The organism is Fusobacteria bacterium ZRK30 (assembly GCA_024628785.1).
GTDB lineage: Bacteria > Fusobacteriota > Fusobacteriia > Fusobacteriales > Fusobacteriaceae > Psychrilyobacter.
This window is the reverse complement of record CP102405.1, coordinates 680,628-706,248: the sequence shown is the minus strand read 5'-3', so window position 1 is coordinate 706,248 and position 25,621 is coordinate 680,628. Positions and strand designations below refer to the sequence as shown.

Here is a 25,621-nt window from a genome sequence, read left to right as displayed (position 1 = left end):
CTATTATAATAGGCAATAAGATTTTTAGGGGGATTCTATGAAACTATTAAAGGATATTGACTGTACAATTCTTAAAGATAAAAGAGTCTATAAAAGGCCATCTTCTCGTGGAATTATTTTAAAGGACGATAAAATTTTACTTTTATATATAAAAAAACACGATGATTACAGCTTCCCCGGTGGAGGTTTAGAAAAAGATGAAACTCCCAGGGAAGGTTTAATCCGGGAGATACAAGAGGAAACTGGTGCCAACAATATTAAGATAATTTCTAATTATGGAATCTATAATGAAATTATTCCGCCTTTAAAGAGAAAAGAGATTGATTATATCTATATGACCTCTTATTTTTTTATATGTAGTGTTGATTCTAATCTAGGAAAACCTCAATTAGAAGATTATGAGGAGGAGATGGGAATTAAAGCTCTATGGATAAATATCCATGATGCCGTAGCACACAATAAGAAAGTCCAGAAAGAAAAACCAATATATATGAGCAGATACCTGGAAAGGGAGTTATTTATATTAGAACTTGTAGCCGAGGAACTAGAGAAAAATACCGATATCAATTTTAGAAACTATATGATCGACTTTTATTAGTCTTTTCGACCTAGAAAATAAAAATACTAAAAAAAAGGGCGACTCAAGTAGAAAATCTACTTGTAAGTCACCCTTTTTGAATCTTCAAAATTATATATGATTATAAAGTTTTAATATTTGCAACAGACCTAAAGAGATATTTTTGATAATTTACCTATAATTATTATATCTTACTCCTTTCCTGAAACTATATTTTTCCATCTTTTAACTATATCTTTTTTACTACTAGATGCCCAGTCAAAATCATAATCAAGTAGTTTGATATCTGAAATCGGTCCTAATCCCTCTGGAAGAGCAACATCAGTTCTAACTCCTCTGATATTAAACTTTGTAGCTAAAATTTCCTGAACCTCTTTACTCCCCACATAGTCTAAGAATAATTTAGCATTCTCTTCGTTGATAGCACCTTTAATTAAAGCAGCACCATCAGCAACAACAGAAGTACCTTCAGATGGATATACTATTTCGATGTGTCCACCGGCATTTTTATATTTAACAGCTGAACTCTCTAAAGTTAATCCGATAGAGTATTCCTTATCTACTACACCTTTAGGTACAGCAGATGAACCTCCTAAAATCTTACCATCAAGATTAGTTACGAATTTTTTAACAAAATCAAAACCAGCTTCAGAATCTTTTCCAAAGGCAGTCAATAGAGTAGCAGTGATAGTATAAGATGATCCGGATTTAACAGGAGAAGCCATAGCTATTTTTCCACTCCACTTAGGGTCGATTAAATCATTCCAAGAAGTAGGAGCTTCTTCCTTAGTTACAAGATCAGTATTATAGATCATAACCATAGGCAGTACAGCAAAACCAAACCACTTATCTTCAGGGTCCCTAAATAAAGGATCTATATTATTATGGTTTACACTTTTATATGGTGCGAAATATTCTTTGTATGAATTCAGAGATTCAGCTCCTCCTCCAAAAATAACATCCCCTAAAGGATTCTCACTTTCAGCTTGGACTCTTTTAAGTAATTCTCCAGTACCTGCTACAACCAGGTTAACCTTGATTCCTGTTTTGTTTGTAAAACCATCAACAACACTATTGATAGCATCAGGAAAAAGTGGTGAATATACCGTGACTTCATTGCTTTGAGCAGGTATTTCATCATTTTTATCATCATTTTTTCCACAAGCTACAACCAATAGAAGTGATAGTGCCAATACTAAATTTAAAATTTTCGTTAATCTTTTCATATAATTTCTCCCTAATAATATTTTATAATAACTCCAATTAATATGATACTTGTATTATATTGTTTGTTCAATAAAAAAAATGCGAAGTGTATGGGTACGCTTTTGTTTTTAATTAAAATTTATTTAATCTGTAACCTTCTTTAATGACGGTAGAAAAAAAGAGGGATAAAAATTTAAGCAATTCTAGGAAATGTGATTAATAGAATTATTCTATTAGTATGATATAATATATATATTATAAAAAACTATTATTGGAGGTAAAAAATGAGAATACTCAGAAAATTTATTTCAGAAAATATAAATTTAGAAGATAAAAAAACGTATAAAAGAATTGCTGCCAGGGGAATTATATTAGATGGTGAAAATATCTTACTCCTCTATACAAAAAGGTATGATGACTACAGCTTCCCCGGAGGAGGAGTCGATGAAGGTGAAGATCTAGTAGAAGGTGTAAAAAGAGAGATCAATGAGGAGACAGGAGCTAAAAATATAGAGATATTAGATGAATATGGTGTCTATGACGAGATAAAACCTATCTATAAAAAAGACTATGACTATATCAATATGATCTCGCATTTTTTCATCTGTGATATCCACAAGGAATTAGGAGAAACTAATTTAGAGGATTATGAGATAAACAATGGCATGGATGCCAGATGGGTAAATATCTATGAGGCTATTGCCCACAATAAGGAAGTTATCAAAAATCAGCCTGAAAATATTGGTCTTTATATAGATAGAGAGTTATTTATGCTGGAATTAGTGGCAAAAGAATTAGTAGAAAAACAGTATAACTCTGGATCCAATTAATCATAACGATAATATAATTTGGAACACTGAGCACACAGAGAAAAGGAGAGATAATAGTGGATAAAGCTTATGAAATTTTAAAAAAATATTTTGGGTACACCACCTTTAAAGAGGGACAGGAACCCATCATTAAAAACATCCTGGAGGGACAGGATACCTTGGGAATTATGCCGACTGGAGGAGGTAAATCTATCTGTTACCAAATTCCTGCTCTTATATTTGAAGGGATAACCCTTGTGGTATCTCCTCTGATCTCCCTTATGCAGGACCAGGTAGATGCACTAAATACATTAGGAGTTTCTTCTGTCTATATCAATAGTACCCTTACTCCTAAAGAGATGCATACCATCTACATGGAGATCTCAAATGGAGACCACAAGATCATCTATGTTACCCCGGAACGATTTGAAAATTCAGAGTTCATAGACAGGATCAGAATGGAGAAGATCTCCCAGATAGCCATAGATGAGGCACATTGTATCTCCCAATGGGGACATGATTTTAGAAGATCATACCTCAATGTTCCTAATTTTATAAAACAGCTCCCTGGTAATCCTATAGTTACAGCATTTACTGCTACTGCAACTCCTAAAGTCAGGGAAGATATTATAAAAAATATGAGGTTTAATCCCAATGTGTTCATAAATGGATTCGATAGGAAAAATCTGAAATTTACAACTATAAAAGGGGTTAACAGCTTATCCTATATCAAGAAATATCTCAAGGAACACAGCGATGAAGGGGGGATTATCTATGCCTCTACAAGAAAGGAAGTTGACTCCATCTACTCTGAACTATCTGAACGTGGATACAAGGTAGGAAGATATCATGCCGGATTATCTGATAATGAAAGACAACAAAACCAGGATGATTTCATAAATGACAGATTAACTCTCATGGTAGCAACCAACGCCTTTGGAATGGGAATCGATAAATCCAATGTTCGTTTTGTTATCCATAGTAACCTGCCAAAGGATCTGGAAAGTTACTATCAGGAAGCCGGAAGAGCTGGAAGAGACGGGTTGGATTCTCACTGTATATTGATATTTAATCCTAAAGATATCCAGACTCAGACTTTTTTCATAAATAATAATCAGTTTGAATCCTCTGAAGAGATTATGAATATCAAACGTGAAAAATTGAGTTCTATGGTGAACTACTGCCATACTTCTAAATGTGTCAGATCATATATTTTGGAATATTTCGGAGACGACAGGATAGAAAACTGCAATAATTGTAGTAACTGTTTAGATGACGGTGAGGTAGAAGATATCACAGTTGAGGTTCAAAAAATACTTTCTTGTGTCTACCGTACTGAGCAGAGGTTCGGGATAAATATGATTGTAGGAGTCCTGGGAGGCTCTAAAAATAAGAGTATTCTTAGTTGGAATCTAGATAAAGCTTCTACCTATGGACTGCTATCAGATTATTCCCAGAAAGACATCAGAGCTTTGGTTGACCTTCTGGTAGGCGATGAGTATTTAGATGTTACTAAAACAGAGTTCCCTACTTTGAGATTGACTAAAAAAGCCTTTGAATTCATAAAGAGCAAGGAAAAATTCACTAGAAAAGTGACTAAAATTCAGAGAAAAACTACCTATGAATGGGAGGGAAGCTTTGATCTCCTTCGTAAACTTCGAGCTGATATTGCAAGGACTGAAGGGAAACCGCCATATACTATATTTTCTGACAAAACCCTCCAGGAGATGGCCAAATATCTCCCTACTGACTACGAAGGTCTATTGGATATAAATGGTGTAGGAGAGAAAAAATATGAAAAATACGGAATAAAATTTTTAGAGGTAATAAAAGAGATAAAGGGTGATACCAGCCCAATAGAAGTAAGAGAAACTGTAAAAAAAGAGGCTAAACCTAAAAAAGCCAGCACCAAAGACAGCACACACAGGATCTCCTACCAATTATTTTTAGATGGTAAAAATGTAGATAAGATTGCAGCTGAAAGGAAAAGTAAGTTCGATACCATCCTCAGCCATCTGTTTAAGTGTATGGATGAAGGATTAGAAGTTGACCTCTCAAGGATCGTAGACAGCCAAAAAAAGAAGTTGATATTGGCTGCCATTGAAAAAGTTGGCGGGACTATGCTCCGACCTATCAAAGATGAGCTACCAAATGATATAGAATATTATGAGATCAAGGTAGTGCTGAAAGAGTTATAAACATTTTATAATTTTATGTGAAATATCTATTATCTAATTGATTTAGGAGGAAAAAAACGGATGGAAGATCTATAAAGCTGTCGGTAAAATCAAAGGTGTAGAAGTTGATAAAGACCTCCTAAAGAACCTTCAAGTAGGAGAGGTATTTTATTTCACAGCTCCGTGGGGCGAAAAAATGATTGTTAAAAAGGGAGACTTTTTAGTTTCACCACTAGATTGTTCTGAAGTTTATAGAATAGCAAAAAAAGAATTTTTTGAAACATATAAAGAAAAATAATTAAGTATAAAAAAAAACTAGAGGATCATCTATAGATGGTTCTCTAGTTTTTTTTTATACTTAATTATACAGCAGGTTTATCTTTTAAAACTGTTCTTTTAGTCGATAAAAATGCTGCCAATATGATTATACTACTTCCTAATACTATCTTTAGAGTAGGTATTTCTCCCAATATAAAGGCTGCAAATATAATAGCATATACAGGCTCTAAACATGTGGTAACACTCACCGTACTTGCACTAATTCTCTTTAGCGACATAACAAAGAGAGTATGAGCTACCCCTGTAAAAACTACTCCTAATATCAGCATGAAAAATATGTCTTTTCCCGATGGAACTTTATTCCATAACAATAAAACAGGGATTGACCAAAATGATGCTCCCAGACATTGATAGAATGTAAGTTTAATCCCCGATACTGAACTTGAAAATTTTCTATTCATTATAGCTAGTACTGCAAATGAAAATCCAGAAAATATACCCATACCTATCCCGCTTAACATCTTAACATCTATCCCATTTAGCGGTATTACCATGGAAATTCCAATAAAAGTTATTATAGCTGTAATGACTTTTCCACGCTCTAATTTTTCCTTAAAAAATAAAGGTTCCATAAAGGTTGTAAAGATAGGAAAACTCGAAAAAGACAATAACCCTAGAGCTACACTGGATAACTTAATCGCCTGAAAAAATGAAAACCAATGGAGAAATAAGAGTGACCCCTGCAAAATTATAATTTTTTTTGAAGTTGGAGAACTCATCTCTACCTTTTCATTTTTAAACTTAAGAACAATATAAAGAAACATTGTAGCAAATATAACCCGGCCACTGACAATCACCTGAGAAGGCGCCTCTATGAGTTTACCAAAAAGTCCTGATAACCCGAAAAGTAAAACCGCAATGTGTAATATAATAAGATCCTTTTTCATCTATAACCCCCCTCTAATCTTTTTGCATTCATTAATAGTATCACCTTTTAACTAGGAATAGAAGTAAAATTTGTTTATTATTTGATATAGATATGTATAAGAAATAGATACTAAAAAAGCAGAACCATAGATCTATGATTCTGCTTTTTTATCTATCCCCATTTAAGGTTATTACTATAGGTCTATTTTCTTATTTCAGTTACATTCATCTTAATTGCAGAGAATTTACACTTATCGAAACAAAGCCCGCAACCAATACATTTTTCCTGGTCAACTTTATGCTTTTCTTTAACTGCTCCTTCAATACAGTCAACCGGACATACTCTTGCACAAGCTGTACAACCAATACATTTTTCTTCGATTACTTCGGCTTTCTTAACCTCTTTAATCTCATTTATTATTGCATTTGTCGGACACTTCATCGAGCAAAGCCCGCAGTTGATACAAAGATCTTTATCGATCTTAGCTAAGTTGTTAGTTATTGAGATTGCCTTAGTTATATTACCATCGGCATCTTTTACCTGTACCGGACATGCCTTCACACACATTCCACATGCGATACATGCTACAGTACAAGATTTTCTAGCTTGGGCACCCTTATCTTTAGAGTTACATAATACCGTTACTTTTTGATTTTCAGGCATCATCTCTATGATATTTTTAGGACATTCCTTTACACACTTAGTACATGAGATACATTTTTCCTCATTTATAACTGCAATTCCTCTTGCGTTAATCTCTATTGCATCAGCCGGACATACTTTTACACAGTCTCCATATCCTAAACAACCATGCCAGCACGACTTATCTCCACCAAAATAAAGGGTAGATGTAGCACACGTTTTCATCTCAGTGTTTAGATCATATATCTTAGTTGTCTTAGAGTTATCTCCTTGACATTTTACTCTAGCCACCTGCTTTACAGCATTCGGGTCAGCACCTTCTCCACCCATAATAGCTGCTATATCATTTACAACCTGTGCACCACCAGGAGCACATAATGCAGGGTCAGCACCTTCTAATGCTACTGCTTCTGCATACCCTCCACATCCAGGGAATCCACAAGCTCCACAATTGGCACCAGGTAATATATCCATTATCTTTTCAACATTAGGATCTATCTCTACCTCAAATTTCTTTGAAGCAAAGGCTAAGAATAGTCCCATAGTAAGACCTATTCCTCCTAATACTAATATAGCGTATATCATTTCTAACCTCCAAATCTATGTCATAGATTAATTATTTAAATTATATTTTCATCCCAGAGAATCCCATAAATGCCATCGCTAATAATCCAGCTGTGACAAAGGCTATTGCTACACCTTGAAATGGTTTTGGTACATCTGCATACTCTAATCTTTCTCTTATTCCTGCAAGTAAGATAAGTGCCATAGTAAATCCTATTGCTGCTGCCATACCATTTACAACAGTTTCAATAAAGTTATACTTCTCTTGAATATTTAAAATTGCTACCCCTAGTACTGCACAGTTAGTTGTGATAAGTGGTAAAAATACTCCTAAAGCCTTGTAAAGGTTAGGTGAAGTCTTTTGTACTGCCATCTCAACAAATTGTACCAATGAAGCTATTATTAATATAAATGCTATTGTCTGTAAATATTCTAATCCAAAAGGAACTAATAGATAGTTTTGCACTACCCAAGTTACTGCTGATGCTAACGTCATTACGAAAGTAACAGCCATACCCATCCCTATTGAAGATTCTACCTTTTTAGAAACACCCATGAAAGGACATATTCCCAAAAATTTAGCAAATACAAAGTTATTTATAAATATAGAACCAAATATGATTCCAAATAAATTTCCTAAATCCATCGATTATCCCTCCTTTTTCATCTTAATAAAATTTTGTGTCGCTATGATAAAACCAATTGTTATAAATGCTCCAGGTGCTAATATGAATATTAACGCCGGTTGGAAGGTTGGAGGAGTCAATTGTAATCCGAAGAAACTTCCGTTTCCTAAAATTTCTCTGATAGCACCTAATACTGTAAGTGCCAGAGTGAATCCTAATCCATTTCCAATACCATCTAATAATGAAGGAAATATTCCATTTTTAGAAGCAAAACTCTCAGCTCTTCCTAAGATTATACAGTTAACAACTATTAGAGGTAAGAATAACCCTAATACTGCATATAGATCTGGAAGGTAACCTTGCATTACCATCTGTACGATAGTTACTAAAGTAGCTATTACAATGATATAAGCTGGTATTCTAACCTTTGCCGGTATCAAGTTTTTTATAGCTGATATGATTACATTTGAACATGATAAAACTACCAGTGTCGCAAGTCCCATTGCCATACCATTTATAGCTGAGTTAGTTACACCTAGTGTAGGACATAATCCAAGCAACAATACAAATACCGGATTTCCCTTAATTAATGGATCTGTTAAAAGCTTTATATAGTTATTCTTAGCCATTAGTTTTTCACCTCTGCTTCAAATGCTTTAGTTGATTTTTTTACTCCAGTAAATACAGCCATAGGAGATATTGTAGCTCCTGCAAAACCGTCTATACTTTTATCAAATTCATAAGATTCATCTCTGCCAACCCAAAGAGCCTGCCAATCAGCATTTTCTACATTTGTTCCTAATCCAGGAGTTTCTGACTGCCCTGTAACCTTTAGCCCAGTGATAGTTCCCTTTATATCTAATCCCAATACGAAAGTTATTACGCCAGAATATCCATTAGTTTTTACAGTACTTGCATACCCTACTAAGTTTCCTGTAGCGTCATAACCTGGAATAAATGTTTCCTCTCCAGCTATTATTTCTTCTGATTCTTTAAATTCTGATGCCAATGGCATCACTTCTTTTCTAGCTTTATTTACTATCTCTTTGTTTATCTTTTCTATTTGTGGTGCAGTTATTGTATTTACACTAGATAATAATCCAGCTGCAACTGCTGCTATTACCAATAATACAGCACCATAATGTACTAATCTATTCATTATTTTGCTACACCTCCAAACATCTTCGGTTTAGTGTATTTATTTATAAGTGGTACAACTCCATTCATGATTAAGATAGAGTATGCCATACCTTCAGGATATCCACCTTTAAATCTGATTAAAGTTACCAATGCACCTATTCCAAAGGCAAATATCATTTGACCTTTTTCAGTATATGGAGAAGTTACCATATCTGTTGCCATGAAGAACGCTCCTAAGAATAATCCTCCAGATAACATATGCATTATCGGATCTCCCCCGAATAAAAATGCTCCGATTCCTACAGTTCCTATTATAATAGCTGGTACTTTCCAGTTTACCTGACCTTTATAGATTAAGTAAGCTCCTCCTAATAGAAGTGCTATTGCTGAAGTTTCTCCAATCGTTCCACCCATTTTACCTAATAGGGCGTTCACATATGGATTTCCTGCTGCAACTAAAGTCCCATCTAATCCTCTTTTCATAGCATCTAGCATAGTTGGTCCTGCCTGGCCATCTAATACAAATGTCGTTATAGCTACCGGCCAAGACGCCTGAACAAACGCTCTACCAACCAATGCAGGATTGAATATATTATGTCCTAATCCACCAAATAACATCTTCCCTAATAGGATAGAAATTACAGATCCAACTATAACTATCCAATATGCCATAGTTACCGGAACAACAAATGCAAATAATATACCTGTTATAATTGCACTTCCATCTTTTATATCTATATCCTTACCCATTATTTTTTGCATAATTCCTTCAGTTGCCATACATGTTCCAACTGCGATCAAGGTAGTAGTCAGTGCCTGTATTCCAAATACATAAACTGCCATAAGTAATGCTGGTAATAAAGCTATTATTACGTCGTACATTACTTTTTCTACTGTTTCACTAGTTCTTACATGTGGTGAAGGACCCATCTTTAACAATTTCGCCACTTTTTTGCCTCCTAATTTCAATTAAAGTTATTCTTCATACTTTATATCTCGATTTTTTTTATTCATAAATCGAGTTCACATTTCAATTCAAATTTTTATCATTTGATTTAAATAATTATGAAATCCCATAAACAAGGAAGAATTATTTTCTTGGCATAGCTCTTAACTTAGCTTTTCCAATATTGATAGCTTCCGTCAACGGTCTGTTTGCCGGACAAATATATGAACAAGATCCACATGAGATACAATCCATTAATTTATATTTCCCCATCTCTTCCCATTGATTAAATTTAGCTAATTTAGCATACATAAGAGGCTCTAATCCCATTGGACAGGCTCCTATACATTTCCCGCAAAGAATACAGTTTTTAGCTTTACAAGGGTTTGTCTCTGCCGTTGTAAGAGCTAGTAAACCAGATGTTCCTTTAACTACCGGTACATCTTCAGAATGTTGAGCCATTCCCATCATAGGTCCACCCATAACAAGTTTGTCTACATCTTCTCTCTCTACACCTGCATAATCTAACATATCTCTAAACATAGTTCCTATTCTAACTTTTAAGTTCATAGGCTTTTTGATTGCTTTTCCTGAAATAGTTACTACTTTTTCAATAAGGGGCATTCCTTTGACAATCCCTTCATATACTAAAGCTGCCGTTGCAGTATTTTGTACTACTACTCCTACAGCAGAAGGTAATTTCCCACTTGGAACCTCTCTATCTAAGATAGCTTTGATAAGCTGCTTCTCTCCACCTTGCGGGTATTGAGTTTTCAGAGGACAGACTTCTATACCATTATCCCCTTCACTAGCTTTTATCATAGAAGCTATAGCTTCTGGCTTATTGTTTTCAATACCAATCTTAGCATTTTTTACTCCTAAGATATGCATGATGATCTTTATTCCCTCAATAATTGATTTAGGATCTTCTAACATAAGTCTGTTATCTGCATTTAGATACGGCTCACATTCTGCTCCATTCATCACTAAAGTGTCGATAGTCACATCTTTTGGCGGATTAAGTTTTATATGAGTTGGGAAACATGCTCCTCCTACTCCAACTATTCCTTTTTCTCTAATCATTGCAAGTAGGTCTTCTTTAGGTGCTGATTTCCAATCTTTTATCGTTGTTAATTCTGCTAATTCTTCTTCTCCATCATTTTCAATAATGATAGTATTTACCTTTCCACTTAGTGGGAATGGTAAAAATTCAATTTTCTTAACTACTCCACTCACTGATGAATGAACCGGTGCTGACATAAAAGCTTCACTATCGGCAATTTTTTGACCTTTCAATACTCTATCCCCAGGTTTAACCAAGGCATTTAGTGGTGCACCAATATGCTGCAATAATGCTACATGTACCATCTTTGGTGCGTCAAAAGTTTGAATAGCTTCATTTTCAGTCTGTACCTTGTTTTCAGAAGGGTGTACCCCGCCTTTGAACGTAAACAGTTTCATCTACAAAACACTCCTTTTTGTTAATTTATATTTAATTATTTTTTTCGAATTTTGCCCTTAATTTTACCACAATTCGTTCACTAATACAACAATTAGTGTTGTGAATTAATTACTTTTCTCCTTTGAAATCCAAAATAACGTTTTTACCCCATAAATATGTTAACTGTAGCTATACACGTTTTTTCGTCCTAAAATAAGGTTTTATTATGAAATATTATATGTTTTTTTGAACTTTTTTTATCCAATATTTCATAGATCTCTTTGGCCTGTTTTATCTTCAATATGTTTTTTCTCAAATCTCCTCCTATGGAAACTCCCAACTTATCTTTTCTGTCCTCAATCAGTATTTTATTCCCTAAAACTTCATTCACCCCCTCTAGCTCCTCTATATAACCAGGATCCCAAAGAATTGTTTTCCTTTCCTGCTCCAGAGAATACTTGATGGTATGAAGTGTTCCCCCGGATTTTCCTGTCTGCACCACAAAGATCCCCCGAGTCATCCCAGACTGAAGGCGGTTCCTCAAGATAAAAAATATAGATAAGTTAGAAGTTGTCGGTGGGAGCTCCGACATCAAAAACCCATGTTTTTCCAATATTCTTTCTGCTAATACCCTATTTTCTTTAGGATATATGGGAGTTGCCAGACCCTGACCTAATATTGCTCCTGTCTGCCCCTCTCCCTCAAGGCTTCCCAGATGACCACACTCATCACATCCAAGGGCTAATCCGCTGATATTCCACCAATTATTTTGAGCCAGCAAGATCCCCATCCTCCTAGCCACTTCCCGTCCATATTTTTTCTCTGGTTTTCGACTGCCGATTATTGCTAAGGATTTTTCCAGCTCACTCTCATTGGGAAAATAACCTCTGTAAAATATCATAAAGGGGGGATCTTTCAACTCCTTTAAATTTTTAGGATAATTTTTAGAAGAATATCCTATATACTCTATCCCCTCTTTTTCACAGATTTCAAACTCCTCATCTACCCTGGATTTTAATCTTTTCAAGTTTAACATCCCTTCTTCTGATAAAAAATATAAGAGTGCATTTTCTACTCTTTTTTCAGCCTTTATTCTGGGGTTTTCCAGTTTTAATATATGCACTGATTCTAAGATTATTTTTTTCAGAGAGTTCCTATCCTTTCTAAATATATTTTGTTTCCTATCTGCAGAATAAAAAAATAACTTATAGAGGATGTCATGACTTAGTTTAGGAGCTGGATAGCCTCCCCTTGAAACATCTGCATATATCAACGAAAACAGCATTAAGTCTCCCTTCTGATAAACCACAAAAGTACCTCCTACAAACTCCTTCATACGTATAGTCGTGATTTTTTTAACAACTCTTGATAAAATTTTTATTAAAAATAAAATATAATATTTAATCAGTATTGTATATAACTTAAAAATCATTAAAAAACAACCTTCTTTTTTATATTTATACTAAAATATCGTCAACAATAAGCTTTTAGAGAGTTTTTCACCTGGGATTTTTTTATAAATTTAAAAAAAAAGGTTTTTGGATTCACTCCAAAAACCTTTTGAACCTATTTATTTTTCTCTCTCAACAGGACCACTGCATAGGATTTTACCCCTATTTCTTCCCCGGTAAATCCTAATTTTTCCTCAGTTGTAGCCTTTACGCTTACTCTGTTTAATTCCAATTCTAATTCTTCAGCCAGATTTTTCCTCATCTCAACAATATAAGGTTTTAATTTCGGCTGCTGCATCACTATTTGAGAATCAATATTCACTATCTCAAAACCTTTCTCATCTATAAGTTTTTTTACATGGTTTAATAATTTTATACTGGATATCCCCTTATAGGCCTCATCTGTATCTGGAAAATGCTGTCCTATATCTCCTAAAGCCAGAGCTCCTAACAATCCATCCATGATAGCATGGATCAATACATCTGCATCTGAGTGCCCCAGTAATCCTTTTTCAAATGGTATCTCTATACCGCCCAGGATCAATTTTCTTCCCTCTACCAATCTATGAACATCATATCCATTTCCTATCCTATACATAACATCATCCTACTTCCACTCATGGTAAATTTTATCATAAAACTCTACTATCTCTTCTTTGGTCACAGTAGATGTCCCCATCCTTCCAACTACAACTCCTGCCGCTACATTGGCTATTTTTGCAGCCTCATGCCATGATGCTCCTGCTGCTGCTGCCAGTGTAAATACAGAAATAACAGTATCACCTGCTCCAGTTACATCATACACTTCCTTGGCAAAGGTAGGAATATTTATAATTTCATCCTCTAAAAATATACTCATTCCTTCCTCACTTCTAGTTAGAAGTAGGTTGTCTAAGTTTAATTTAGCTTTTAACTCCACACCTAGTTTTTCTGCATTTTCTATCTTAGATAATCCCATACACTCCATAGCTTCCTTTCTATTAGGAGTCATAGATGTGGCTCCCACATAGTTTACAGCATTACTTGGCTTTGGATCTACTGTTACTATTATATTATTTTCACGTGCTATTTCAATAACTCTTTTAGCTAAAGCAGGAGTAAGCACACCCTTATCATAGTCCGATAAAATTATAGCATCTAACTTATCTAAGTGAGGTTTCAAATTTTCAATGATAAGTTCCTCATGATATGGAGTTATGTTTTTTTTATCTTCCCAGTCCAATCTTAATAACTGCTGATGCTGAGCAATTATTCTTCTCTTTACTATGGTAGGCCTGTCTTCTGCTATCACTATCCCTACTGTATTAATCTCTTCCTTTTTTAATTCATTCAACAACCTGGTTCCGTTCCCGTCATCTCCTATTACCCCAAAGGAATGACAGTTACAAGAAAGGGCAGACAAGTTATTTAGGACATTGGCTCCACCGCCTAAAACAAACCTTTCCTCCTTTACATTCACTACAGGTACCGGCGCTTCCGGTGAGATCCTTGTAACCTCTCCTATAATATAGTCATCTAACATCATATCCCCTATTACTGCGATTGTCATATCTTTAAATTTATCTAAAATACTTATTAATCTAGTTTTACCAACCATCTTTCCTCCCATTAATCACATTTTTTATGTATTATTAGTATAACATCACATCTACATTTTTTCAATTTTAAAAACCGTGACAAACAACTGCCACGGTTCATTTAGTATAGACTATATTTGTTTTTTAAAAATCATACCTCATACCTAATCCTGCAAAATAATTTGCCCTATTATCTACAAGGGGTGAATCTCCAATTTCATTCCCTACATACTGTATTTCAGCTAAACTAAACACTGAAAACTTAGGGGTAACACTATATCTTATGGTTACTCCTACAGCTGAAGCATATGCAAATTTATTTGGATCATAAGCCTTATCTAATTTATGATTTCTCTCATCATTTACCTCATCTTCACTTACACCGAAATAATAATCTACCATGTTTTTATCCAATAAACTAAGGTTGATCTGTGGGATAATAAATAATTTATTTGTTACTACAAAAGGTCTGAGGGCAGATATTTTTCCTGTTCCCCCTCTTTGTCCTCCCCTTACTTCACCTGAAAGTTTTATCTTTTGAAAACCAGTATCATAATCTAATCTCAACCCAAATTCCACCTGGGTCTTTCTGCTGCTTATCCCCTTATAACCATCTTCCATATCAGAATTCTTTAGCTGGGTTGCCCCTATTGCTCCTCCAGTACCTTGGAGTGTTATCCCTCCAAAAAGTTGTGAAAATCCAGTTAAAGTCAATTTTGAATTCAACTTATGTTTATAGCCTATTTCAGAACCTAAAATATAAAGATTTTTTCTTTCTAGAGCCATAAATGGTATATAACGCGGTTGTTTTTCCTCTATTTGATAAAGTTTACTCCCATACCCTGCCATAAATCCTAAAGAAAATTTATATTTCGACTCCGACTCCTTCGTCGTTCTATCATTATCTGAAAAACTGAGTACAGATAATAAAATAAAGACAATTAAAATTATTTTTTTCATAACGTTCCCTCCTCAACTTTTAAACTCTCATTTTAATTTTACCATATTAATCAAATTTAAATATAAAAAAATTAAAAAAGTTGACCAAACTACTTTTAATATAGTATAATTATTTTGTTAAAATAAATTAAAAATTAAATATGCAACATCTTATTAAGAGAGACTGAGGGAATTGGCCCTACGACGTCCGGCAACCCCCATTTAGGGAAGGTGCTACATCCAAGCGATTTTAAATCGTGAAGATAAGAGGAATAAAACATTCGACCTCTTATTGTAAAAATAAGAGGTTTTTTATTTGAAAAAATATTAGGAGGAATAAAATGAAATTAACTACAAAACATGTTGTAGCTATTGGAATAGGAGCAGCTCTGTATGGTGTACTGTCTGCTGTATCACTACCTATCGGGCCCAACACATCTCTTAGGATAGCAGTTACACTGCTTACTATATTTGGTGCACTATTCGGACCAGTTGTTGGATTTTTAGTTGGATTTATAGGTCATGCTCTAAATGATACCATGATGTATGGTGGAGTATGGTGGAGCTGGGTTATGCTGTCTGCTATGATAGGATTTTCCATGGGATTTATCAGGTCAGACAAAAGTTTTGACCCTGAACACGGAGTTTTAAACAAAAAACATATAGTTAAACTATATATATACGCAGTGATCGGAATGATCTTAGCAGGTATTGCAGCTTATATAGGAGATGTATTCTTCTACGGTGAGCCTTCAAATAAAGTATGGATTCAGATCCTTATAGCCACAGCTTCAAACTTTGTTGTAACAGCCGGGCTGGGAATTCCTGCGGTAATTATGTTAGCTAAAAGAAAGGGCAAACATAAAAATTTAACAGCTGAATAAAACTTAATTAAGGAGATACAAATGGGAAACGAAGAAAAAAAAATTATTGAATTCAAAAATTTTACATTTCAATATAGGAGTTTGGGTACTCCCACATTAAAGAATATAAACCTGTCTATACAGAGTGGGGAAAAAGTCCTCATTGCAGGTCCTTCTGGATCAGGTAAATCTACCCTGGGACATTGTCTCAACGGATTGATCCCGTTTTCCTATTCCGGTGAGATCAATGGAGAGTTAAAAGTAAACAATATAGAACCTCATAAAACCAGTATCTTTGACATCAGCAGCCATGTCTCTACCATCCTGCAGGATCAAGACGGTCAGTTTGTAGGATTAAGTGTAGGAGAGGATGTGGCTTTTAGGGATGAGAATAGCAACGTTGACGTAGATATCATGAAAGAGAATGTAATGACAGCTCTAAAAAAAGTAGATATGGAAGACCATCTTCTCAAGAGCCCTCAGGAACTCAGCGGTGGTTTGAAACAAAGAGCTTCCTTAGCAGGTATAGTAATGAGTGAAGCACCTATACTACTCTTTGATGAGCCCTTGGCAAACCTGGATCCCGCAAGCGGAAGATCTGCTATGAAACTGATCTCATCGGTCCACGAGAGATCCAACAAAACTATCGTTGTTATAGAACATAGGATCGAGGATGTTCTTGCTGAAAAATTTGATAAGATAATCATTGTTGATAAGGGAACAATAGTTGCATCAGGTACCCCTGCAGAATTAATCTTAGACGGATCATTGAGACGTTTTGGACTGCGTGAGCCCCTGTATATCGAAACTATGAGACATGCTGATATCGATCTTAAAGATTTAGATATATTAAACATAGATAGTTTAAAAATTCCAGCTGTCAAAAAAAACATAGATAACTGGATAGAAAATATAAAACCTAAAATTAGATCTTATAGTGAAAAAATATTAGAAGTTAAAGATCTAACTTTCTCATATAATAAGAGAGACAACATCATTAAAAATATAAATTTTGATCTGTATAAAGGGGAGATCATCTCTCTTCTAGGAAATAATGGAGCAGGTAAATCTACACTATCCAAGGTCATCACAGGTATTTGCAAAAAATCAAGCGGAACTATCTCCTATAAGGGAGGAAATATAGATAGCTGGAGTATCAGAAAAAGAGGACAGGAAATTGGTTATGTTATGCAGAATCCAAACCATATGATTACCCAGGAAACCCTCTTGGATGAGGTGAGTTTTGGTTTAAAACTCCGTGGATATAAAAAAGATGAGATCTCAGAAAAAGCAGAAAATACTCTAAAGATCTGCGGACTGCACGCCTTTAGAAATTGGCCTATCACAGCTCTCAGCTATGGTCAGAAAAAAAGACTAAGTATTGCTACAATCTTAGCTCTGGATCCTAGCATCCTCATCTTAGATGAACCTACAGCCGGACAGGATTATAAACATTATTTAGAATTTATGCAGTTTATAGAAAGTTTAAGTAAAACAGGATTAAGCATCATATTTATAACCCACGATATGCACCTGGCCCTGGAATACAGTAACCGTGCCATTGTCTTATCCAATGGAGAAATTATCTGTGACGACACCGTTTCAAATGTATTATCTCATACAGAAACTTTAAATCGGGCAAATCTAAAGAAGATATCTGTTTCAACATTAGCAGAAGTTCTCAACATCGATGAAAAATTGATGTTGGAAACTTTTATAAATCATGATCATAGGGAGATGGTATAGGTGACTACAACCGGAACTTTATATATCGATAAAAAATCTCCAATTCATTCTTTGGACGGAAGTATAAAACTCCTAATGTTACTCGTTTGGACAGCTGTAGCCTTTATGTTTACAGATATCAGAGTATTCTTAGCCCTTATCACAGGAGGAGCTCTCCTTATCAGAATGGCAAACATTACATTTAGAGAAGTTAAACCACTGGTTATATTTTTACTGATATTTACCCTCTTTAACTCTTTATTTTTGATCTTAATTACTCCTGCCTATGGCTCGGAACTTATAGATCAATATACACCTATATTTAATATTTTAGGAAGACCACTTACCTATGAAACACTGTGGTTTGCAATAACGCTATCTTTAAAATATCTATCTATACTGCCTATAACCATCATATTTATCTTTACTACCCATCCTAGCAGGTTTGCAAGTAGTTTAAATAAGATCGGTGTTTCATATAAGATTGCCTATGCGGTCAATATAGCCCTTAGGTATATCCCAGATGTCAGAGATGAGTTTGTAAATATTATGCACGCTCAAGAAGCTCGTGGAGTAGCCTTTAGAAAGGGAGAAGACAGCCTTATAAATAGATTTAAAAACTATAACACCATCCTTATCCCCTTGGTTTTATCTTCGTTAAACAGGGTAGAAGTAGTTTCAAATGCTATGAACCTACGTGGATTCGGGTCTGAAAAAACCAGATCTTGGTACAATGGAAAAAAATATGGTAAATTTGATTTCTTAGCCATTGCACTTCTTCTAATAGGAGCAGTTGCAGGAATTTTAATAAATAAATTTTATCTCAGTGGATTTTGGTATCCATTTTAAAAAATTATCGTAATTAACATATATATTAATATATTAGGAGGCAAAAAATGACAAACAAAACTTATTTCACATCTGAATGTGTATCACCAGGACATCCAGATAAGATCGCAGACCAAATTTCAGACGCAGTATTAGATGCTTGTTTAGCAGAGGATCCAAAATCTAGGGTAGCTTGTGAGACTTTCTGTACAACTGGACAAGTAGTAGTTGGAGGAGAGATCACTACAACTACTTACGTAGATATCCAGACAATCGTTAGAAACAAGATTGATGAGATCGGATATAGACAAGGGATGGGATTTGATTCAGACTGTGGTGTATTAAATGCAATTCATTCTCAATCACCTGACATCTCTCAAGGTGTAGATACAGGTGGAGCCGGTGACCAGGGAATCATGTTCGGAGGAGCAGTAGATGAAACTCCTGAACTTATGCCTTTAGCACTTGTTTTATCTAGAGAGATCATCAGAAAGTTAACTGCTATTACTAGAAGCGGTGAATTAGCATGGGCCAGACCAGATGCTAAATCTCAAGTAACATTAGCCTATGATGAAAATGGAAATGTTGATCATGTGGAAACTGTTGTTGTTTCTGTTCAGCATAATCCTGAAGTTTCAAATGAAACTATCAAAGAAGATATTATAAAACTAGTTATCACTCCTGTTTTAGAGAGTTATGAGCTAGATGTAAAAAAAGTTAATCATTTCCATATCAATCCAACTGGTAGATTTGTAATTGGCGGGCCACATGGAGATGCAGGTCTTACAGGTAGAAAGATCATCGTAGATACATATGGTGGATTCTTCCGTCACGGTGGTGGAGCATTCTCTGGAAAGGACCCTTCAAAGGTAGACAGATCAGCTGCTTATGCTGCTAGATGGGTTGCAAAAACAATTGTAGGAGCTAAGTTAGCTACCAAGTGTGAAGTACAACTTTCATATGCAATAGGAGTAGATCACCCTACATCTATCAAAGTAGATACTTTTGGAACTGGTACAGTTGAAGAAATCGCATTAGCTCAAGCTACAATGAAAATTTTTGATCTTTCACCTAGAGGAATCGAAGGAGCGCTTGAACTTAGAACTCCTAAATTCAAATATCAAGATCTAGCTGCCTTTGGACACATCGGTAGAACTGATATCGATCTTCCTTGGGAAAGATTAAACAAGGTAGAAGAGTTAAAAAAAGCATTAAATATAGGATAATAAAAAGATGACCTCTGTATCAGGGGTCATCTTTTTTGTTCTATCACTTTTTCTAAGAAACTTGTATCTCTGCTTCTGCCTCTTCTCCTTTTTCCATCCTCTCAATAGGTTTATTTATTGAAAATAATATCAGACCTACTGCAACTAATGCTACAGTGAACCCTAAAAATACCTGTAATGGTCCAAGTTTATCTACAAAAAACTGCACATATCCAGAAGCTTTTGAGGCTAAGAATGTACTTGCAAACCAAACTCCCATCATAGCTCCTGCAATCTTTTTAGGAGCTAATTTATCTACCATTGAATAAGCTATTGGCGAGAAACACATCTCTCCTACTGTTAACAATGTAGAGAACAACACTAACCATATAATACTTGCCTTTCCTCCACCTATAGTCTGGGTGATAGACAGGGCCATAACTCCAAATGCTGCTGCTAAAAATAAAAAGCCAAGAGTCATCTTAGTAGCTATGTTGAAGTCTCCATTCTTGGTTTTAGCTTTTAATCCCCAAACAACAGCCATTATAGGACCTAGTATTATACAGAGAAATCCATTATAAGTATCCATCCATGCCAGGGGTATTTCAAACCCATTATATATTAACTGGACACTGTTTTTTGCATATAAAACAATGGATGTAGCTGTTTGATAGTAAGCCACCCAAAAAAACGTAGCAAAGATAGCCAATGCGCATATAGCTACTACCCTGTTTCTTTCTCCCTTAGTCAACGGTATTTTTTCATCATTTTCACTCTGAGACCCCACAGCGGCTTCCTTATGAGAAGGTAATATCCCTGCTGTTCCCAGTAACCGGTCTTTTAACATTATAAAAATAATTAAAGAAAATGTCACTGCCATTGAAGTTGCTAAGAAGACATATTTATAACCATATACCAAAATTTTTCCATCACTATCCAATGTTGCTCCCCATTTATTAGCAATAAACCCACAGATTAATGTTCCGAAGAATACTCCTATATTTATAAATGTATAGTTAATTGAAAAAGCTGCATCCTTTCTAGGATCACCTTTTTCATAGATACTACCAAGTAATGTCAACAAGTTTCCCTTGTAAAATCCTGCTCCTAAAGCCACCAGGTATATCATAGCATAAACTGAGATCACCGATTGGGATGCAAATCCTATAAAGTAACCTACTGCACACATTCCTAATCCAAGCATAATACTTTTTCTAGTTCCTAAAATTTTATCTGCAGCCCATCCCCCTAACATGGGTGTTATATATGCTAAAGCCATAAAGGTTCCCAATAAAGAAGACGCATTGACATCTGTGAACCCTACACCACCTCTGCCTACTGCCGCTACTAAAAATAGTAATGTAGTTAACCTCATCCCATAATAGCCAAAATTACATCCAGCCATCATAGTTCCCAGTAGATACATTCCTCCTGGTTGTTTCATTTTTTCATTGGACATATTCATCTCTCCTTTTTTAGTTTTTTCTTAGAATTCTTAATTTATAGAGTGTTTTTTCTTGTTTTCGTTTTTATATTACCTCTTTTTTTGTAAAAAACAAAATTTATTTTCAAAATTATGTATTAAAAAAAATCATTTTTTTCACTTTTACAACATTCTCACTCCCAACTAGTTTCTCAAAAAAATTTAATAAAAAAAGGAGATAACCAAATGGTTATCTCCTCTCTATATAAAAGTTGTTGAACTCTTACATCTAGTCATAAGAAATACTAATTACTTAGTGATTTGTCCTACTACACCTGATGCTACTGTTCTTCCACCTTCTCTTATTGCGAATCTTAATCCTTCTTCCATTGCGATTGGATGGATTAATTCTACTGTCATTTCAATGTTGTCTCCAGGCATTACCATTTCTACACCTTCTGGTAAATGTACTGCTCCTGTGATATCAGTTGTTCTGAAGTAGAATTGTGGTCTGTATCCTGTGAAGAATGGAGTATGTCTTCCACCTTCCTCTTTAGTTAATACATATACTTCTCCTGTGAAGTTTGTATGTGGATTGATTGTTCCAGGATGACATAAAACTTGTCCTCTTTCTACGTCTTCTTTCTTGATTCCTCTTAATAATGCTCCGATGTTATCTCCAGCTTGTCCTTGGTCTAATAACTTTCTGAACATCTCTACACCTGTACAAGTAGATTTTACAGTATCTTTGATTCCTACTATTTCAATCTCTTCTCCTACTTTTACTACTCCTCTTTCTACTCTTCCAGTTACTACTGTTCCTCTACCTGTGATAGTGAAAACGTCCTCTACTGGCATTAAGAAAGGTTGGTCAATTGCTCTTTCTGGAGTTGGGATGTATGAATCTACTGCATCCATTAATTCCATGATCTTGTCTACCCATTGTTGCTCTCCATTTAATGCTCCTAATGCAGAACCTGTTACTACTGGTGCGTCATCTCCGTCGAATCCGTACTCAGTTAATAATTCTCTTACTTCCATTTCTACTAATTCTAATAATTCTTCGTCGTCTACCATGTCAGCTTTGTTTAAGTATACGATGATGTAAGGTACTCCTACTTGCTTAGAAAGTAAGATATGCTCTCTTGTTTGAGGCATTGGACCGTCAGCTGCTGAAACTACTAAGATAGCTCCATCCATTTGTGCTGCTCCAGTGATCATGTTCTTTACGTAGTCAGCATGGCCAGGACAGTCAACGTGAGCGTAATGTCTTGCTGCTGTTTGGTACTCGATATGAGCCGTGTTGATAGTGATTCCTCTTTCTCTTTCTTCTGGTGCTTGGTCGATGTTAGCGAAATCTACTCTTTCTGCTAATCCAGCGTCTGCTAATACTTTTGAGATTGCTGCTGTTGTTGTTGTCTTTCCATGGTCTACGTGACCTATTGTTCCAATATTTACATGTGGTTTACTTCTGTCAAATTGCTCTTTTGCCATTGTTAAAGCCTCCTAAAAATTTTAATTTATTTTTGAATTTATATTATGACCCCATGGCCTAATTCACTGTCTTAAAAAAAAAATCCACACCCTTCCCTTAAATATTTACTTTAAGAAATTTGTGCAGTTTTAAAAAATGGTGGTTGGAGAAGGATTTGAACCTTCGAAGGCTGAGCCGGCAGATTTACAGTCTGCTCCCTTTGACCACTCGGGAATCCAACCACGAGTATTTTATATCCCTTACAGAGATACGATTCATTATATAAAATAATACAATTTTTGTCAATTATTTTTTTAAGATTTTATATAGATTTGATCATTTTCAATAACTATTTTTACCTTACCTTCTTTTTGCAAAATATTTAAATATTTAAATAACTCCACTTCATTTCTTTGGAGTAATTCAACCATCTCATCTATACTGTATTTTCTCTTAGTAAGCATATTTAAGATAAGTTTTTCTAGTTTTTCACTGTACTTAGGGAGCTCTTCCCTGGAGGTATATTTTTTTATAATTTCCACCGATTTCAAACCAGAGCTTATAAAATAATCCTTAATTTCAGACAACCTTTTTATAGTGGCTGGCTTTACCTCCCTTACAGCTCCAGGTCTAGCCAAAGTATTCAGCTGAATTGCAGTTATTTCTTTATCTTTGAGATACTCTACAAATTTTTCCAACTCTTCTATACTGTCATTTATTCCCTCTACAATAAAGATCTCCAGGTATACCTCTTTTTTAGTTGTAGATAGAAATTTAGTCATCCCATCCAAGATGTTTTCAGCAGACAAACCTTCGATAGGTCTGTTCATCCTTTTAAATACGTCTTCTGATATTGCATCTAAAGATGGGATGATAAGGTCCGCTTCTTCCAGTGATTCCCTTACATCTAAATTATTCAGAAGGCTGGAATTAGTTATAACTGCTATCTTCCCATTGTATATCTTTCTTACTTTTTTGATTATCGTACCTAAATCTTTATTTAGTGTTGGTTCTCCACTACCTGAAAAAGTTATATAGTCAGGAGTCAGATTCTGCAATACATCTTCAAGTTCCCCTATTAATCTATCTATATCTATATAACTATCTCTCATATTATAAAATTTAGTTGTAGATCCACACTCACAATAGATGCAATCCAAATTACATGTTTTAGGCATAACCAAGTCCACACCTAGAGAAACTCCTAATCTTCTAGAAGGCACTGGTCCAAATATATATTTATACAATCTTAATCCCCCTTTTTTACAGTTTTATCTTTCCTAATACCAATGAATATATAGTTGATGCTAATTTCAATGGATTGTGTCTTACAGTTTTATTTTCACTTATCTCTATCAACGGTTCCTGAATTATTTTAAGGGAATATTTTTTTAGATTTTCCAAATCTATCTTTATCTCCTTAACATCCTGTTCCTTATATTTAGCCAAAATATCATTTGGAATTTTTTTACTGTTCACAATAACAGAATTAAAAAATTCTTTTCCCACATGGGAGTATATAGCTTTTATATGATCTCCCACACTATAACCTGCAGTCTCTCCAGGCTGCTCCATAGCATTAGACACATATATTTTATGAGCATTTGATTTTAATACAGCATCCCTTATCTCCTCTATGATTAAATTAGGCATAATACTGGTATAGAGGCTTCCAATCCCAACTATCACCATGTCCGCCTGCTCAATAGCTGATACAGTTTCCCTGACTGCCTTAGGTTTTTTATCAAAATACACTCTTTTTATTTTTTTATTAACGGCAGGTATCTTAGATTCTCCCATGACTATCTGACCATCTTCCATCTCTGCAATGAGAGTACAGCTGCTGGAGGTGGCCGGTAATACCGTTCCTTTTATATTTAACACTTCATTTAGTGCCTTTATTCCATCTACTATATTCCCTTCCATATTTATCATGGCTGTCAGCATAAGATTCCCTATTGGATGGCCCGCCAGGTCGCTGGTCCCGCCAAATCTATAATTTAGGAGTTCCTCTCCTTTACTTTCAAATTCACTGAGTGCAATCATAACGTTCCTTATATCACCTGGTGCCGGTATATTAAACTCTGTTCTGAGTCTTCCGGAAGATCCACCATCATCTGCCACTGTAACTATAGCAGTGATATCTAATGGAAAATATTTTAATCCTCTCAATAAGTTAGAGAGACCGGTTCCGCCACCTAATACTACTATCTTTGGTTTATTTTTCATAAGTCACCTCTTTTTATTTTCTCCATTATAAGTATAGCACAAGATTATTCTACTCTTATAAAAAATTAAATATAAAAACAAGGGGTAATTAAATTTAAATTTAATTACCCCTTGTTTTTATATTTTCATTCTACCTTAATCTTTATTATTTTAACTCTTCCAATAGACTTCTATTAGACTTGATCATTGTTTTTACCATTAATTTATTAATAATTTGATACCATTTATAGGTCATACCTTCCATACCTTTAACAGAATCCACTACCATTTTCTTTAAAAACTCTAATTCATCAAAACTCATCTTGATCTCAGTTATAGATTTTTTACCGCATTCAGCTTTTAAATAATTTAAAAAATCTTGAACACCTTTCATTTGAGGATTGTTTTCAGAGCCCATTTGTTTCTGAATCTCTTCTACAAATTTACCTAAAAACTTTTTATTATGTTTAGAGATCTTTACAGTATATTTTCTCTTTCCTTTTCCTATTCTTTGCATAGCATTTTGGATACCCATCATACCTGACATATTTCTCATTTGCATTCCATTCATATTTTGCCCTTTCATATTCCCT

Annotated in this window: 24 protein-coding genes, 1 tRNA gene and 1 riboswitch; of the genes, 7 read left to right on the top strand and 18 right to left on the bottom strand. The window is 34.8% G+C overall.

Annotated features, from left to right (window positions below; all coding sequences use genetic code 11):
* The first annotated feature begins 37 nt into the window (after nucleotides 1-37).
* On the top strand, nucleotides 38-598 hold the full coding sequence (locus NRK67_08515) for an NUDIX domain-containing protein (protein UUV19455.1): 561 nt from the start codon (nucleotides 38-40) through the stop codon (nucleotides 596-598).
* Nucleotides 599-768: 170 nt separating this feature from the next.
* On the opposite strand, the gene NRK67_08510 is transcribed toward NRK67_08515, so the two are convergent.
* Nucleotides 769-1,803 carry an ABC transporter substrate-binding protein gene (locus NRK67_08510; GenBank protein UUV19454.1) on the bottom strand — a complete coding sequence of 345 codons (1,035 nt, stop codon included), beginning with the start codon at nucleotides 1,801-1,803 and terminating at the stop codon, nucleotides 769-771.
* Between the two features lie 264 nt (nucleotides 1,804-2,067).
* Between NRK67_08510 and NRK67_08505 the strand changes: the two genes are divergently transcribed.
* A complete protein-coding gene (locus NRK67_08505) occupies nucleotides 2,068-2,613 on the top strand; it encodes an NUDIX domain-containing protein (protein ID UUV19453.1) in 546 nt (181 codons plus the stop codon).
* Between the two features lie 53 nt (nucleotides 2,614-2,666).
* Nucleotides 2,667-4,790, top strand: a complete 2,124-nt coding sequence (gene recQ / locus NRK67_08500; GenBank protein ID UUV19909.1) for a DNA helicase RecQ — start codon at nucleotides 2,667-2,669, stop codon at nucleotides 4,788-4,790.
* Between the two features lie 341 nt (nucleotides 4,791-5,131).
* Here the strand turns inward: recQ and NRK67_08495 are convergent, their stop codons facing one another.
* The 11 genes from NRK67_08495 to NRK67_08445 all read right to left on the bottom strand — a co-directional run bounded on the left by NRK67_08495 (nucleotide 5,132) and on the right by NRK67_08445 (nucleotide 15,323).
* On the bottom strand, nucleotides 5,132-5,995 hold the full coding sequence (locus NRK67_08495; GenBank protein ID UUV19452.1) for a DMT family transporter: 864 nt from the start codon (nucleotides 5,993-5,995) through the stop codon (nucleotides 5,132-5,134).
* Nucleotides 5,996-6,177: 182 nt separating this feature from the next.
* Complete coding sequence (locus tag NRK67_08490) at nucleotides 6,178-7,203, bottom strand: RnfABCDGE type electron transport complex subunit B (protein ID UUV19451.1); 1,026 nt, start codon at nucleotides 7,201-7,203, stop codon at nucleotides 6,178-6,180.
* 40 nt (nucleotides 7,204-7,243) lie between these two features.
* Nucleotides 7,244-7,828 (bottom strand): electron transport complex subunit RsxA, encoded by a 585-nt coding sequence (gene rsxA, locus NRK67_08485; protein UUV19450.1) that lies wholly within the window; start codon nucleotides 7,826-7,828, stop codon nucleotides 7,244-7,246.
* A gap of 3 nt (nucleotides 7,829-7,831) precedes the next feature.
* A complete protein-coding gene (locus tag NRK67_08480; GenBank protein UUV19449.1) occupies nucleotides 7,832-8,437 on the bottom strand; it encodes an electron transport complex subunit E in 606 nt (201 codons plus the stop codon).
* Complete coding sequence (locus NRK67_08475) at nucleotides 8,437-8,967, bottom strand: RnfABCDGE type electron transport complex subunit G (GenBank protein ID UUV19448.1); 531 nt, start codon at nucleotides 8,965-8,967, stop codon at nucleotides 8,437-8,439. Before NRK67_08475 ends, NRK67_08480 begins: the two co-directional genes overlap by 1 nt.
* Nucleotides 8,967-9,896, bottom strand: coding sequence for an RnfABCDGE type electron transport complex subunit D (locus tag NRK67_08470; GenBank protein ID UUV19447.1), 930 nt, complete (start codon nucleotides 9,894-9,896; stop codon nucleotides 8,967-8,969). The genes NRK67_08475 and NRK67_08470 overlap by 1 nt, the downstream gene beginning before the upstream one ends.
* A gap of 142 nt (nucleotides 9,897-10,038) precedes the next feature.
* Entirely contained in the window at nucleotides 10,039-11,355 is a 1,317-nt protein-coding gene (gene rsxC / locus NRK67_08465) for an electron transport complex subunit RsxC (protein ID UUV19446.1), read from the bottom strand.
* A 188-nt stretch (nucleotides 11,356-11,543) separates the two neighbouring features.
* Nucleotides 11,544-12,644, bottom strand: a complete 1,101-nt coding sequence (locus tag NRK67_08460; protein ID UUV19445.1) for a DNA-protecting protein DprA — start codon at nucleotides 12,642-12,644, stop codon at nucleotides 11,544-11,546.
* A 257-nt stretch (nucleotides 12,645-12,901) separates the two neighbouring features.
* Nucleotides 12,902-13,384, bottom strand: coding sequence for a 2-C-methyl-D-erythritol 2,4-cyclodiphosphate synthase (ispF, locus tag NRK67_08455; GenBank protein ID UUV19444.1), 483 nt, complete (start codon nucleotides 13,382-13,384; stop codon nucleotides 12,902-12,904).
* A gap of 9 nt (nucleotides 13,385-13,393) precedes the next feature.
* Entirely contained in the window at nucleotides 13,394-14,383 is a 990-nt protein-coding gene (rfaE1, locus tag NRK67_08450; protein ID UUV19443.1) for a D-glycero-beta-D-manno-heptose-7-phosphate kinase, read from the bottom strand.
* A gap of 124 nt (nucleotides 14,384-14,507) precedes the next feature.
* Complete coding sequence (locus NRK67_08445) at nucleotides 14,508-15,323, bottom strand: MipA/OmpV family protein (protein UUV19442.1); 816 nt, start codon at nucleotides 15,321-15,323, stop codon at nucleotides 14,508-14,510.
* Between the two features lie 147 nt (nucleotides 15,324-15,470).
* Nucleotides 15,471-15,572: riboswitch (SAM riboswitch) on the top strand.
* A 71-nt stretch (nucleotides 15,573-15,643) separates the two neighbouring features.
* Between NRK67_08445 and NRK67_08440 the strand changes: the two genes are divergently transcribed.
* The 4 genes from NRK67_08440 to metK are packed head-to-tail and all read left to right on the top strand — an operon-like array spanning nucleotide 15,644 to nucleotide 19,944.
* The gene (locus NRK67_08440) at nucleotides 15,644-16,186 is read left to right on the top strand and encodes an ECF-type riboflavin transporter substrate-binding protein (protein UUV19441.1); all 543 of its coding nucleotides are present in this window, start codon (nucleotides 15,644-15,646) and stop codon (nucleotides 16,184-16,186) included.
* 21 nt (nucleotides 16,187-16,207) lie between these two features.
* The gene (locus NRK67_08435) at nucleotides 16,208-17,911 is read left to right on the top strand and encodes a DUF3744 domain-containing protein (GenBank protein UUV19440.1); all 1,704 of its coding nucleotides are present in this window, start codon (nucleotides 16,208-16,210) and stop codon (nucleotides 17,909-17,911) included.
* Nucleotides 17,912-18,739 (top strand): energy-coupling factor transporter transmembrane protein EcfT, encoded by an 828-nt coding sequence (locus tag NRK67_08430; GenBank protein ID UUV19439.1) that lies wholly within the window; start codon nucleotides 17,912-17,914, stop codon nucleotides 18,737-18,739.
* 47 nt (nucleotides 18,740-18,786) lie between these two features.
* A complete protein-coding gene (gene metK / locus NRK67_08425; protein ID UUV19438.1) occupies nucleotides 18,787-19,944 on the top strand; it encodes a methionine adenosyltransferase in 1,158 nt (385 codons plus the stop codon).
* Nucleotides 19,945-19,996: 52 nt separating this feature from the next.
* Here metK and NRK67_08420 read toward each other — a convergent pair whose 3' ends face one another.
* The 6 genes from NRK67_08420 to NRK67_08395 form a co-directional block, all read right to left on the bottom strand.
* A complete protein-coding gene (locus NRK67_08420; protein ID UUV19437.1) occupies nucleotides 19,997-21,382 on the bottom strand; it encodes a peptide MFS transporter in 1,386 nt (461 codons plus the stop codon).
* A gap of 273 nt (nucleotides 21,383-21,655) precedes the next feature.
* Complete coding sequence (tuf, locus tag NRK67_08415) at nucleotides 21,656-22,840, bottom strand: elongation factor Tu (GenBank protein UUV19436.1); 1,185 nt, start codon at nucleotides 22,838-22,840, stop codon at nucleotides 21,656-21,658.
* Nucleotides 22,841-22,977: 137 nt separating this feature from the next.
* Nucleotides 22,978-23,062, bottom strand: a tRNA-Tyr gene (locus tag NRK67_08410).
* A gap of 72 nt (nucleotides 23,063-23,134) precedes the next feature.
* Nucleotides 23,135-24,067 (bottom strand): radical SAM protein, encoded by a 933-nt coding sequence (locus NRK67_08405; protein ID UUV19435.1) that lies wholly within the window; start codon nucleotides 24,065-24,067, stop codon nucleotides 23,135-23,137.
* 16 nt (nucleotides 24,068-24,083) lie between these two features.
* Entirely contained in the window at nucleotides 24,084-25,049 is a 966-nt protein-coding gene (gene yvcK / locus NRK67_08400) for a uridine diphosphate-N-acetylglucosamine-binding protein YvcK (protein ID UUV19434.1), read from the bottom strand.
* A gap of 145 nt (nucleotides 25,050-25,194) precedes the next feature.
* A complete protein-coding gene (locus NRK67_08395; GenBank protein UUV19433.1) occupies nucleotides 25,195-25,614 on the bottom strand; it encodes a hypothetical protein in 420 nt (139 codons plus the stop codon).
* Between the last annotated feature and the right edge of the window lie 7 nt (nucleotides 25,615-25,621).